Origin of the sequence: Oxalicibacterium flavum, assembly GCF_014635065.1 — a bacterium.
GTDB lineage: Bacteria > Pseudomonadota > Gammaproteobacteria > Burkholderiales > Burkholderiaceae_D > Oxalicibacterium > Oxalicibacterium flavum.
Genome location: NZ_BMCG01000002.1, coordinates 472,588 through 485,248 on the forward strand (window position 1 = coordinate 472,588; position 12,661 = coordinate 485,248).

Here is a 12,661-nt window from a genome sequence, read left to right on the forward strand (position 1 = left end):
TTGCCGCTGTTTAAAGAATCTGACGAATGTCCGAGACATCGACCGCGCCCAGACCGGGCACGTTGACCTTGGTGCCCGAGCTGCCGGTCGTGACCGAGGTGACAATGCCGAACTGCAGCGACGTCGCGGTTACCGCGGAGCCTGCCACCGTTGCCTTGACCGAGAAGGTGTAATTGCCGTCGGCAGCCTTGCCGCCATCGCTGGTGGTGCCATCCCACAGCAGCGGGATCGGGCCAGCCTTCTGCGGGCCAAGATCGACCGTGTGGATGACCTTGCCGGAAGCATCCTTGACTTCCAGCGTCGCCGCATCGACATCGGCAGCGAACTCGACGCCCATGATCCCCTGCCCTTCGTTCAGCGCGACCGCATTGCCCTCGGTCAGCACGCCGCGCTCGATCAGGTTGGCCGCCTGCAGCGACTGCGCCGACTGGTAGCTGCCGATCAGCGATTCGAGCGTGGCATTGACCTTGTCGATACCGGTCACGGTCGACAGCTGCGCGAGCTGGCTGGTGACCTGCGCGTTGTCGAGCGGGTTGAGCGGATCCTGGTTCTGCATCTGCGTCACCAGCAGTTTGAGAAAGCGGTCCTGCGCCTCCTCGGCGGTGGATTGCGTACTCGTCGTGCTGGTGTTCATTGCATCGAGCACCGACTGCGGCAAGGTACTGGTAATGGCTGCCATTATTTTTCCTCTGTGGTTACTGACCCAGGGTCAGGGTCTTGAGCAGCATCGTCTTGGCCGCGTTCATGGTCTCGACGTTGGTCTGATAGGAACGCGAGGCCGAGATCATGTTGACCATCTCTTCCACCACGTTGACGTTGGGCATGGCGACATGCCCGGTTTCATCCGCATTCGGATGCTTGGGATCGAACACCATCTTGAGCGGCGAAGTGTCCTCGACCACGCGCGTCACGCGCACGCCGGTCGAGGTCGGATCGGTCATCGGCGTGGCGGTGAATTCGACCTGCTTGGCGCGATAGGTCGAACCGTCGGCGCTGGTGGTGCTTTCGGCGTTGGCGATATTGCTGGTCACCGCGTTGAGACGCTGGCTTTGCGCGCTCATGGCCGAACCGGCCACATTGAAGATATTGAATAGCGACATGATCATTGCCCCTGGATGGCGGTCAGCATGCCCTTGATCTTGGACGATGCCAGGGTCAGGCTGACCTCGTAACGCATGGCGTTATCGGTGAACTGGTTGCGCTGCACATCCATATCGACGGTATTGCCGTCGATATTGCCCTGCTGCGTATTTGCATACAGCAGCGGTGCGCCGCCGATGCTGCCCTTGGTATTCGAAGACAGATGCAAGGTGCTGGTCTTGGCCACTTCGTGCGGCGTCACGCTGCCGGTACTGGCCATGGTGACCGCGCTGCCGGTACCGGCCGGGACCGTACCGCCTGCCTTGGCGATGGCGCCCTTGAGCGCCGCATTGAAGTCGATGTCGCGCGCCTTGAAGTTCGGCGTGTCCGCGTTCGCGATGTTCGAGGCCAGCAGTTGCTGGCGCTGCGCGCGCAGGTTGAGCGCGGTCTCGTGGAACCGCATCAAGTCGTCAATTTTTCCCATCGCCACCTCCGCATGAGCAGACCGGCAACCCGGTCATGGATTTTTTCAATTTCCAGATCGATCGTGAACGAGCGCAGACAGTACGGACGTACGGCAAGGCTAGGCGCCCCCACTCAGCCGACAAAGTGCACGGTTGATATGGAAATGGAATTACATAGCGTGGATCATACGGAGCGTGCATGCACGTCCATCGAACGATAAGAAGACGAAAATCCACCCTGTTCACGGCTTTGCGTCGGCCACCAGTCATTACCATGGCAATGGACGATAACCACGGACAATCATGAAAGCCATTTTCGGAACCATGCTGGCCGCCCTCTGCATGGCGGCGCCACCGGTCTGGGCGCAGGCTGCGGAAACACCGCGTCAGGACATCAACGTCATCCAGCAAACCGTCGAACAGTTTCTGGTGACGCAGGCTGCCGGCCTGCCGGGCGAAGTGAAGGTCACGGTCGGCGCCATCGATTCGCGCCTGCGCATGCCGGCCTGCACGGTGCCGCAGGCATTCATGCCGCCCGGCGGCAAGGCCTGGGGCAAGACCACGGTCGGCGTGCGCTGCACCGCGCCATCGCCATGGACCATCTATGTCGCCGCGCAGGTGAAGGTATACGGCGAATACCTGGCGGCCGCGGTACCGCTGGCACAGGGACAGACCATCGGCGAAACCGACCTCGCACGCGTCAAGGGTGACCTGACGGCCCTGCCGCCGGGCATCATCGTCGATGCCTCGCAGGCGGTCGGCCGCACCACCACCTCGTCGGTGCGGCTCGGCGCGCCGTTGCGGCAGGACGCACTGCGCAACCAGCAGGCGATCCAGCAGGGTCAGGCGGTACGCGTCGTATACAATGGCAGCGGCTTTTCCATCAGCAGCGAGGCGCGCGCGCTCAATAACGCCAACGAGGGGCAGATGACGCAGGTACGCACCCAGAACGGGCAGGTTCTGAGCGGCATCGCCCGGCTGGGCGGCGTTGTTGAAATGACATATTGAAGGATGTTTGCGCAATCGTTTTACGTTTGCTTCATTTTTGTCTAAAGTTCCAAGGGAACACGCCGATAGACGATGCATGGATAGGCGTTTTGCCGCACAAAATGGAGCAGGACCGTGAAAATTGATGACGCAAGCAAGAAAATTGCAGGATTGGGCGTTGGAACGACGCCGACCCGCGCCGGCAAAGGGGCTGAAAAGACCGATGCCGCCGGCAAGGCTTCGTCCGACAATGTAACGCTATCGGCACAGGCCAAGGCGCTGACCAGCCAGTCTGGCAGCACCGGCGTGTTCGATGCGAAGAAAGTCGACGAGATCAAGGCGGCGATTGCCGGCGGTCAGTTCAAGGTCAACGCGGAAAGCGTGGCCGACGGATTGATGGACACGGTAAAGGACCTGATCTCCACACGGAGATAAGCATGACAACATTCGGTAGCGGCCCCGCTGCAACCCTGGCTGACGAACACGAAGCCATCCGCGCCTTGACCGCCCTGCTGCAGCAGGAACAGGAATCCCTGATCGCCACCGATGTTGAACGTATCTCCGCCCTGACGGAACCCAAGGCGCAGGCCGCCTACCGCATGGCCGAACTGGCCTCGCGCCGCCACCAGGCACTGGCCGCCGCCGGACACGAAGCCTCCGAGACCGGCATGCAAGCCTGGCTCGCCGCCCCGGCAGCCACCGCCGAAGCCGCCTCCTCCTGGAACGAACTGCTCCAACTGGCCGAAGAAGCCAAGGAAATCAACCGCGTCAACGGCACCCTGATCAACAAGCAGATGGTACGCAACCAGGCCGTGCTCGAAGTGCTGCAGCATGGCAGCGTGCAGGGCAGTCCGGTCTATGGCCCCAACGGCCAGACCGCCAGCAAGTCGGTCGGCCGCCACATCGTCGCGTAAGCACCGACGGTTTTCTCCCGTACAAAACAAAACCGGCAAGGCGCACAGCCTTGCCGGTTTTTTTATTGTTGCAGCCTCGCGTCAGCTTCAGCGGAGCGCCTATCGAAAATCAGCGCCGACGCGGCGCATAGATGTCGCGCCCTGCTTCATCGATCTGCTGACGCAGCGTGCGCCTTTCGTCCGGCGACAGCCGGTCGTTGCGACGCTGCTGTGCACGCTCCGCGTTGCGCTGCTGCTCGTAGCGCTCCGCCTGCTGGCGGCGGCTGTCGTTGCCACGGCGGCTGTCTTCCTGTGCCTGGAAGCCGTATCCCGAAAAGCGCGACTGCGCACCCGCCACCGTCGCACTCCCCATGCAAGCGGCAAACAGCAGAATCCATGCAGTTTTATTCAATGTACTATTCATCATTCTCGTCTTTCCGACGCCCGGCAGCCTGAACGCCACCCATGCCCAAAGTGTAGGACGCTTTGCCTGCTGCCCTAAGCGCTTTTCCGTAAAGGTTGTAACACTTTGTAATGCCTTCCCTGCCGGTATTACCGTCAATGGGTTCTGAAGTTACCATATCGACATGACGACGACAAATGCGACCATGAACGCAACCATGAACGAGACGGCACACATGACCAATTCCCACCAGACCAAGGTGCTGGTGGTTGACGACGACCTGCGCCTGCGCGATCTGCTGCGACGCTATCTGTCGGAACAGGGCTTCAACGTGGTCACCGCCGAGAATGCACAGGCCATGAACAAGCTCTGGCTGCGCGAGCGCTACGACCTGCTGGTGCTGGACTTGATGCTGCCGGGCGAAGACGGGCTGTCGATCTGCCGCCGCCTGCGCGGTGCCGGCGACAAGACGCCGATCATCATGCTGACCGCCAAGGGCGAGGACGTCGACCGCATCGTCGGCCTCGAAATGGGCGCCGACGACTACCTGCCTAAGCCCTTCAACCCGCGCGAGCTGGTGGCGCGCATCAATGCCGTGTTGCGCCGCGTCGGTCCCGACGAGATTCCGGGCGCGCCGTCCGAGACGCCTCAGACTTTCACCTTCGGTGATTTCGAACTCGACCTCGGCACGCGCACGCTGAAGAAGAAAGGCGAAACTGTGCCGCTGACCACCGGCGAATTCTCGGTGCTCAAGGTCTTCGCGCGCCACGCGCGCCAGCCGCTGTCGCGCGAAAAACTGATGGAACTGGCGCGCGGCCGCGAGTACGAAGTCTTCGACCGCAGCCTGGACGTGCAGATTTCGCGCCTGCGCAAGCTGATCGAACCCGATCCCTCGACACCGCTGTACATCCAGACCGTCTGGGGCCTCGGCTACGTCTTCATCCCGGAAGGCAAGCCGCGCTGACCGCCGGCTGCCTGATTCGACATTCCCGCGCCCATTTCCTTGCAGCCGAAAGAATCCCGCATGACCGCATCGTCAAACCGACTGACATGGCTCAGCAGCGGGTTGTTCTGGCGTACCTTCTTTCTGCTGGCATTCACGATCGCCGCCAGCATGGCAGCCTGGGTGGCGAGCTTCCGCATCGTCGAACAGACGCCGCGCGCCAACCAGATCGCGGCCCAGGTCATCTCCATCGTCACCATCACGCGCACCGCCCTCACCCACTCGGCGCCCGACCTGCGGCGCGAACTGCTGTTCGATCTCGCCAGCAACGAAGGCATCCGCATCTATCCGCTCGAAACCACCGACCGCGTCGAACCGCCGCTCAACACGCGCATGATGCAGGCGATCGAGGAAAACATCCGGCTTGGCCTCGGCGAGGACACGCAGTTCGCGCGCAACGTCAACGAAGTGCCAGGGTTCTGGGTCAGCTTCACCATCGCCGACGACGAATACTGGCTGATGCTCGACCGCGAACGCATCGAAAGCACCACCGGCGTGCAATGGGCCGGCTGGGCCGCCGTCACGCTGCTGTTGTCGCTGCTGGGCGCGCTGATCATCTCGGGCCTCATCAACCAGCCACTGGCGCGCCTGGCGGCCGCTGCCAAGGCCGTCGCCAATGGCCGCCACATCACGCCGCTGCCGGAGCGCGGCCCGGCCGAAATCCGCGAAACCAATCGCAGCTTCAACCAGATGGTCGATGATCTCGAACGCGTCGATTCCGACCGCGCGCTGGTGCTGGCCGGCATCTCGCACGACCTGCGCACGCCGCTGGCGCGCATGCAGCTCGAGGTCGAACTGGCCGGCCTGCCGGACGAGGCGCGCAAGGGCATGCAATCGGACCTGGAGCAGATGGATGCCATCATCGGCCAGTTCCTCGACTATGCGAAACCGACCGACGATGCGAGCTTTGCGCGCGTCGATCTGTCTGCACTGCTGCGGCAGGCGGTGGCCGAGGCGCAGCGGCTGAGCGACGTCTCCATCGAGGCCGACATCGCCGAGGATATCGCAGTCAACGGCAATCCGGTCGAGATCAAGCGCATCGTCAGCAACCTGGTCGAGAACGCGCGGCGCTACGGCAAGCGCGCATCCGACGCACCGGTGCAGATCGAACTGCGCGCACATGGCGACCATGACAAGGTGATCGTCGAGTTCGGCGATCATGGCAACGGCGTCCCCGACGAAGAGATCACGCGCCTGCTGCGTCCCTTCACGCGCATGGATCAGGCGCGTGGCCAGGCCAATGGCGCCGGGCTGGGACTCGCCATCGTCGAGCGTATCGTCAAACGCCACGGCGGCCGTCTGCTGCTGTCCAATCGCGACAGCGGGGGACTCGTCATCCGCATCGCGCTGCCGATCGCCAGGAAATAAGCTCCACGCTCATTTCCTGCGTACCAAAAGAAAAACGCACATTCCTTCGAATGTGCGTTTTGCGTGGAAAGCGGCCGAATCGATCGGCAAGCAACGATCAGCGCTGGTCGTCGTCCCTGACTTCCTTCACCACGCCTTCGATGACGTCGCCGCGCGACGCCGTGTGGCCGTAACCCGCATGACCAGGGTAGGCAGGCTGCGCCATGCCGGCAGCACGCATCTTTTCCATCGCGCGATGCTTCTTGTACAACAGGACCGGAATCAGCAGCCAGCTCAGCAGCAGCACGGCCACCACCACCAGCAGACCCACCAGCATCAGCAGGCCGAGCATCAGCCATGCGAAGAGGCGTGAAAAGAATCCGCCGGAACGGCTGCGGCGAAGGACCTGTTGCCAGTTGCTGGCTTGCTGCGTGAAGAAGAATGAAGTCATGGATGGCTTTCGATTACTTGTTTGCGGCTTTGCAGGTGCCGAATCGGCTGTCTGCATCCGTACTATGCGGCAATCCCGCACATGTCGCAATAGATGGGGACTTTTTACGGTAATTCAATGCATGTTCGACATTTTTATCGACACGGAACGACATGACAAAAAACCATGGCTGGTGTCGCCCGTCTTGCATGGGACCACGAAAACCGCAATAAATTTCCGCGTGGCCGCGATTCGGTACTTAGTCGATACGATACAGCAAGGCCACCGCCTCTGCAGCGATGCCCTCCTCGCGCCCCAGATAGCCGAGCTTTTCATTGGTCTTGGCCTTGATGTTGATCTGGTTCGCCACCAGCCCGAGGTCGGCCGCCAGGTTGGCGACCATGGCCGGGATGTGCGGCGCCATCTTCGGTTTCTGCGCGATGATGGTGGCGTCGATATTGCCGACCGCGTAGCCGGCGGCCAGCACGCGCTTGGCGGCTTCGCGCAGCAGCACGCGCGAATCGGCGCCCTTGAATTCGTCCGCCGTGTCGGGAAAATGACGGCCGATATCGCCAAGGCCGGCGGCGCCGAACAGCGCATCGGTAATCGCGTGCAGCAGCACGTCGGCGTCCGAATGGCCGAGCAGGCCGGTCGGATGCGGGATCGTCACGCCGCCGATGATCAGCTTGCGGCCTTCGACCAGCGCGTGGCAGTCGTAGCCCTGGCCGATACGATAGGGAATGGCGGGATGGCTCATGCCTGACCTTTCAGATGAAGTTCGGCCAGCGCCACATCCTGCGGCAGCGTGACCTTGAAATTACGTGTACTGCCTTCGACCAGCTTCGGCACCAGGCCGAGCGCCTCGATGGCGGATGCCTCGTCGGTAACATCGGTCGCCTGCTCGAGCGCGCGCCGCAGCAGGCCGTAACTGAACATCTGCGGCGTCTGCGCCGCCCACAGGCGCTCGCGCGGCACGGTTTCCGCCACGCCCTGCCCGGCATCGGCGCGCTTGAGCGTATCAACCACCGGCAGTGCCAGCAGACCGCCCACCTCGTCACCCTTGAGCGCAGCGATCAAACGTTCGATCAGTTCCCCGTCCAGCCCCGGACGCGCCGCATCATGCACCAGTACCCAGTCGTCATCACCGACCTGTTCGCGCATCGCGCGCAAGCCGTGCAGCACCGAATCCTGACGCGTCGCACCGCCTACGCGCAGCACCGAGAGATCGACGCGGCCGGCCAGGGCGGAGGCAGCCAGCGCGCCATCGACATAACCGTCGTCGGGGCTGACCACCACGAAGGTATGGGCGATCATCGGCGTCTGCGCGAAAGCCGCCAAGGCATGCACCAGCATCGGCTGGCCGGCGATGTTCACATACTGCTTGGGGATTGCGCTGCCCATGCGAGCACCGATGCCCGCGGCGGGGATCAGACCGAAATAGCGTGCCGGCGTCATGCGATGCGAATGGATAGCGATGCGCGGGAAAGCGATACGGAGCCGGGTTGGAAAATCGCGAATGGATGCGCGGAGAAAATCGCGGAAGAAACTTCTAGGGAAGGCATGATGTCCGTCAGGGGATGCGCCCGACTCGAATAGGGGCTTGGTTTATAATCGCACCATAATTTTTCACTGTCAAATCAGGGACAAACGGCATGCGCTGCATGCTGCACCCGACCTTCCATGACATGTGCCCTGTGTGCCATGTTGGCAATTTGATGTCCTTCGATCCTAAAAAGAATCTTCCCAAAGCCGGTACCCGTTTCGTTCTGCCGCCCGTCCACGGTTCGGCCGATGCCTTCGTGCTCGCGCAGGCTGCCATCGAACTGAAATCGCAGCAGCGCATGCTCGCCATCGTGGTCGCCAATCCCGGCGACGCGCAGCGCCTGCTGGCGGAAATCCCGTGGTTCGGCGGCAGCGCCGAACAGCCGCTGCGCTGCCACCTGCTGCCCGACTGGGAAACCCTGCCCTACGATGCCTTCTCGCCGCACGAGGACCTCGTGTCCGAACGTTTGGCGACGCTGTACGAAGTCCTGAACGGCCAGTGCGACGTGCTGATCGTGCCGGCCACCACCGCGCTGCTGCGCATGGCGCCGCCGGCCTTTCTGGCGTCCTACACCTTCTACTTCAAGCAGGGCGAGACACTCGACGAGAATCGCCTGAAGACGCAGTTGCAGCTGGCCGGCTACACGCCCGTCAAGCAGGTCATGTCGCCCGGCGAGTATTCGGTGCGCGGCGGCCTGATCGACCTCTTTCCGATGGGCTCGGTGCTGCCCTACCGCATCGACCTGTTCGGCGACACCATCGACACCATCCGTACCTTCGACGCCGACTCGCAGCGCTCGCTGTACCCGGTCAGGGAAGTACGCCTGCTGCCGGCACGCGAATTCCCGATGGACGAGGAAGCGCGCACTGCCTTCCGCGGCCGCTGGCGCGAAGTGTTCGAGGGCGATCCTTCGCGCTCGGTCATCTACAAGGACATCGGCAACGGCATCGCCTCGGCCGGCATCGAATACTATCTGCCGCTTTTCTTCGAGCAAACCGCCACCCTGTTCGACTACCTGCCCGCCGACACCACCTTCGCCCTGATCGGCGAGATCGACGAGGCGATCCGCCGCTTCTGGAGCGATACGCAGTCGCGCTACCGCTTCCTCAAGTCAGACCGCGAACGACCGGTGCTGGCGCCCGAGCAGATCTTCCTGTCGGACGAACAGTTCTTCACGCAGGCCAAGCCCTTCGGGCGCTGGGTCGTGCATGCGCAGGCGGTCGCGTCCGAAATCGCCGCGCCGCTGCCCAACATCGCCGTCAACCGCCGCGCCGACGATCCGCTCGTCAACCTGCGGTCCTGGCTGCTGCAGACCGACAAGCGCGTGCTGATCTGCGCCGAAAGCGCAGGCCGGCGCGAAACGCTGCAGCAGTACTTCAACGAATACGACCTGCCGCTGACGCTGGCCGAAAACTACGCAGACTTCGCGACCGCCGACGCCCGCCTGATGCTCGGCGTGGCGCCGCTGCATGCCGGCTTCGAACTCGGCGAGGCCTTCGACAAGCTGGCCTTCGTCACCGAAGCCGAACTCTATGCCGGCTCGGGCCGTCGCATCGGCGGCAAGAAGCAGGAAGGCGCGACCCAGGTCGAATCCATGGTGCGCGACCTGTCGGAACTCAAGATCGGCGACCCGGTGGTGCACGTCAACCACGGCATCGGCCGCTACATGGGCCTGATCAGCATGGACCTCGGCGAAGGCGAGACCGAGTTCCTGCATCTCGAATACGCGAAGGAAACCAAGCTCTACGTGCCGGTCTCGCAGCTGCACGTGATCTCGCGCTATTCGGGCGCCTCGCCCGAGGACGCGCCGCTGCATGCGCTGGGGTCCGGCCAGTGGGAAAAGGCCAAGCGCCGCGCCGCCGAGAAGATCCGCGACACCGCCGCCGAACTGCTGAACCTCTACGCGCGCCGCGCGCTGCGCGAAGGCCATGCCTTCCAGTACTCAGCGCACGACTACGACGCCTTTGCCGAAAGCTTCGGCTTCGAGGAAACGCCGGACCAGCGCGAAGCCATCAACAACGTGATCCGCGACATGACCTCCGGCAAGCCGATGGACCGCCTGGTGTGCGGCGACGTCGGCTTCGGCAAGACCGAGGTTGCCCTGCGCGCCGCCTTCATCGCCGTCATGGGCGGCAAGCAGGTCGCGATCCTGGCGCCGACCACGCTGCTGGCCGAGCAGCATGCGCAGACCTTTGCCGACCGCTTTGCCGACTGGCCGGTGCGCATCGCCGAGCTGTCGCGCTTCCGTACCGGCAAGGAAGTCGCGCAGGCGATCAAGGGCATGTCGGACGGCACGGTCGATATCGTGATCGGCACCCACAAGCTGCTCTCGCCCGAGGTGAAATTCACGCGGCTCGGACTCGTCATCATCGACGAGGAACACCGCTTCGGCGTGCGCCAGAAGGAAGCGCTGAAAGCGCTGCGCGCCGAGGTCGATGTGCTGACGCTGACCGCCACGCCGATCCCGCGCACGCTCGGCATGGCGCTCGAAGGCCTGCGCGACTTTTCGATCATCGCCACCGCGCCGCAGAAACGTCTGGCGATCAAGACCTTCGTGCGCGGCGAGAACGATTCCATCATCCGCGAAGCCTGCCTGCGCGAATTGAAGCGCGGCGGCCAGGTCTATTTCCTGCACAACGAGGTCGAGACGATCGCCAACCGCAAGGCGATGCTCGAGGAACTGCTGCCGGAAGCGCGCATCGGCGTGGCTCACGGCCAGATGCACGAACGCGACCTGGAAAAGGTCATGCGCGATTTCGTCGCGCAGCGCTTCAACGTCCTGCTCTGCACCACGATCATCGAAACCGGCATCGACGTGCCGACCGCCAACACCATCATCATGCACCGCGCCGACAAGTTCGGCCTCGCACAACTGCACCAGTTGCGCGGCCGCGTTGGCCGTTCACATCACCAGGCCTATGCCTACCTGCTGGTGCACGACGTGCAGGGCCTGAGCAAGCAGGCGCAGCGCCGGCTCGACGCGATCCAGCAGATGGAGGAACTCGGCAGCGGCTTCTACCTCGCCATGCACGATCTGGAAATCCGTGGCGCCGGCGAGGTGCTCGGCGAGAACCAGTCGGGCGAGATGACCGAGATCGGCTTCCAGCTCTATTCGGACATGCTCAACGAAGCCGTGCGCTCGCTGAAGAACGGCAAGGAGCCGGACCTCGCCGCACCGCTGTCGTCCACCACCGAGATCAACCTGCACGTGCCCGCCCTGCTGCCGGAAACCTATTGCGGCGACGTGCACGAGCGCCTGTCGATCTACAAGCGGCTCGCCAACTGCAGCACGCAGGATGCGGTCAACGACCTGCAGGAAGAACTGATCGACCGTTTCGGCAAGCTGCCGGATGCAGCGCAGGCACTGATCGAAACGCACCGCCTGCGCGTGGCCGCCAAGCCGGTCGGCATCGTCAAGATCGATGCGCACGCGGAATCGGCTACGCTGCAGTTCGAGCCCAATCCGCCGATCGATGCCATGCGCATCATCGAACTGATCCAGAAGAACCGCCACATCAAGCTCAACGGCCAGGACAAGCTGCGCATCACGGCCAGCATGCCCGATCTGGCGGCGCGCGCGACGCAGATCAGGAACACCATACGCGCGCTGCTATCATGAGCGGCATGACTTCCTCATACTCACGCATCACTGCCCATTCATGAATCTGATTCTGCAAGGAAACTCCGCCCCGCGTCATCTCGTCGAACAGGTCGCCGCCCTGGCCCGCCCGCGCGCCATCGTCGCCATCGGCGAGCACGCCTACCGCTGCGAGGAAGTCACTTACAACGACGAAGTCAAGGCGCAGATCGATCTGGCGGCCTGGGCCTCGCAGCTCGACTATGCCTTTCTCGAAGGCCGCCGCGCGCTTGGCGATTTCGGCCTGCTGGCGATGGACATGGATTCGACCCTGATCACCATCGAATGCATCGACGAGATCGCCGACATGCAGGGCCTGAAGCCGCAGGTGGCGGAAATCACCGAAGCCGCCATGCGCGGCAAGATCGAATTCCGAGAAAGCTTGATGCGGCGCGTGGCGCTGCTCGAAGGGCTGGATGCGAGCGCCCTGCAGCGTGTCTATAACGAACGGCTGCAGTTGTCGCCGGGTGCCGAAGCGATGCTGGCGGCAGTCAAGGCCGCCGGGCTGAAGACGCTGCTGGTCTCGGGCGGCTTCACCTTCTTCACCGACCGCGTCAAGGAACGGCTCGGGCTCGACCATGCGCATTCCAACCGGCTCGAAGTCGTGGACGGCAAGCTGACCGGCCGTATCGTCGGCGACATCGTTGACGGCGAAGAAAAGATGCGCACCGTGCAGCGCGTCTGCGACGAACTCGGCATCTCGCCGAAACAGGCCATCGTCATGGGCGACGGTGCCAACGACCTGCGCATGATGGGCATCGCCGGCCTGTCGGTCGCCTTCCGCGCCAAGCCCATCGTGCGCGAGCAGGCGGACGTCAGCCTCAACTTCGTCGGTCTCGACGGCATTCTCAAGCTCTTCACCCGCTGATCGTCG

The 12,661-nt window shown here is 63.2% G+C and carries 14 protein-coding genes; 7 read left to right on the plus strand and 7 right to left on the minus strand.

Annotated elements, in window-relative coordinates:
- Nucleotides 1-10 precede the first annotated feature (10 nt).
- Genes IEV38_RS05720 through flgB form a run of 3 tightly spaced genes read right to left on the minus strand, consistent with a single transcriptional unit; the run spans nucleotide 11 to nucleotide 1,564 of the window.
- The gene (locus IEV38_RS05720) at nucleotides 11-679 is read right to left on the minus strand and encodes a flagellar hook assembly protein FlgD (protein WP_188395200.1); all 669 of its coding nucleotides are present in this window, start codon (nucleotides 677-679) and stop codon (nucleotides 11-13) included.
- A 16-nt stretch (nucleotides 680-695) separates the two neighbouring features.
- The gene (gene flgC, locus IEV38_RS05725; protein ID WP_188395201.1) at nucleotides 696-1,100 is read right to left on the minus strand and encodes a flagellar basal body rod protein FlgC; all 405 of its coding nucleotides are present in this window, start codon (nucleotides 1,098-1,100) and stop codon (nucleotides 696-698) included.
- A 2-nt stretch (nucleotides 1,101-1,102) separates the two neighbouring features.
- Nucleotides 1,103-1,564 carry a flagellar basal body rod protein FlgB gene (gene flgB / locus IEV38_RS05730; protein WP_229728801.1) on the minus strand — a complete coding sequence of 154 codons (462 nt, stop codon included), beginning with the start codon at nucleotides 1,562-1,564 and terminating at the stop codon, nucleotides 1,103-1,105.
- Between the two features lie 283 nt (nucleotides 1,565-1,847).
- On the opposite strand from flgB, the gene flgA reads away from it, so the two are divergent.
- From flgA to IEV38_RS05745, 3 genes are all read left to right on the plus strand, one after another.
- On the plus strand, nucleotides 1,848-2,552 hold the full coding sequence (flgA, locus tag IEV38_RS05735) for a flagellar basal body P-ring formation chaperone FlgA (RefSeq protein ID WP_188395202.1): 705 nt from the start codon (nucleotides 1,848-1,850) through the stop codon (nucleotides 2,550-2,552).
- A gap of 114 nt (nucleotides 2,553-2,666) precedes the next feature.
- Complete coding sequence (gene flgM / locus IEV38_RS05740) at nucleotides 2,667-2,966, plus strand: flagellar biosynthesis anti-sigma factor FlgM (RefSeq protein ID WP_188395203.1); 300 nt, start codon at nucleotides 2,667-2,669, stop codon at nucleotides 2,964-2,966.
- A 2-nt stretch (nucleotides 2,967-2,968) separates the two neighbouring features.
- Nucleotides 2,969-3,445, plus strand: a complete 477-nt coding sequence (locus tag IEV38_RS05745; protein ID WP_188395204.1) for a flagella synthesis protein FlgN — start codon at nucleotides 2,969-2,971, stop codon at nucleotides 3,443-3,445.
- Between the two features lie 109 nt (nucleotides 3,446-3,554).
- Here IEV38_RS05745 and IEV38_RS05750 read toward each other — a convergent pair whose 3' ends face one another.
- The gene (locus IEV38_RS05750; protein ID WP_229728803.1) at nucleotides 3,555-3,836 is read right to left on the minus strand and encodes an OmpH/Skp family outer membrane protein; all 282 of its coding nucleotides are present in this window, start codon (nucleotides 3,834-3,836) and stop codon (nucleotides 3,555-3,557) included.
- A 226-nt stretch (nucleotides 3,837-4,062) separates the two neighbouring features.
- Here IEV38_RS05750 and ompR point away from each other — a divergent pair, with 226 nt between their 5' ends.
- Nucleotides 4,063-4,791, plus strand: coding sequence for an osmolarity response regulator transcription factor OmpR (gene ompR, locus IEV38_RS05755; RefSeq protein WP_188395205.1), 729 nt, complete (start codon nucleotides 4,063-4,065; stop codon nucleotides 4,789-4,791).
- 60 nt (nucleotides 4,792-4,851) lie between these two features.
- On the plus strand, nucleotides 4,852-6,198 hold the full coding sequence (locus tag IEV38_RS05760) for a sensor histidine kinase family protein (RefSeq protein ID WP_188395206.1): 1,347 nt from the start codon (nucleotides 4,852-4,854) through the stop codon (nucleotides 6,196-6,198).
- A 97-nt stretch (nucleotides 6,199-6,295) separates the two neighbouring features.
- Here the strand turns inward: IEV38_RS05760 and IEV38_RS05765 are convergent, their stop codons facing one another.
- The 3 genes from IEV38_RS05765 to ispD form a co-directional block, all read right to left on the minus strand.
- Complete coding sequence (locus tag IEV38_RS05765) at nucleotides 6,296-6,628, minus strand: hypothetical protein (RefSeq protein WP_188395207.1); 333 nt, start codon at nucleotides 6,626-6,628, stop codon at nucleotides 6,296-6,298.
- Between the two features lie 238 nt (nucleotides 6,629-6,866).
- Nucleotides 6,867-7,364: a 2-C-methyl-D-erythritol 2,4-cyclodiphosphate synthase gene (gene ispF, locus IEV38_RS05770; RefSeq protein ID WP_188395208.1), complete on the minus strand. Its 498-nt coding sequence runs from the start codon at nucleotides 7,362-7,364 to the stop codon at nucleotides 6,867-6,869.
- Complete coding sequence (gene ispD, locus IEV38_RS05775) at nucleotides 7,361-8,062, minus strand: 2-C-methyl-D-erythritol 4-phosphate cytidylyltransferase (protein WP_188395209.1); 702 nt, start codon at nucleotides 8,060-8,062, stop codon at nucleotides 7,361-7,363. Before ispD ends, ispF begins: the two co-directional genes overlap by 4 nt.
- 260 nt (nucleotides 8,063-8,322) lie before the next feature.
- Here ispD and mfd point away from each other — a divergent pair, with 260 nt between their 5' ends.
- Nucleotides 8,323-11,769 carry a transcription-repair coupling factor gene (gene mfd / locus IEV38_RS05780; RefSeq protein WP_188395210.1) on the plus strand — a complete coding sequence of 1,149 codons (3,447 nt, stop codon included), beginning with the start codon at nucleotides 8,323-8,325 and terminating at the stop codon, nucleotides 11,767-11,769.
- A gap of 40 nt (nucleotides 11,770-11,809) precedes the next feature.
- The gene (gene serB / locus IEV38_RS05785; protein ID WP_188395211.1) at nucleotides 11,810-12,655 is read left to right on the plus strand and encodes a phosphoserine phosphatase SerB; all 846 of its coding nucleotides are present in this window, start codon (nucleotides 11,810-11,812) and stop codon (nucleotides 12,653-12,655) included.
- The last annotated feature ends 6 nt before the right edge of the window (nucleotides 12,656-12,661 follow it).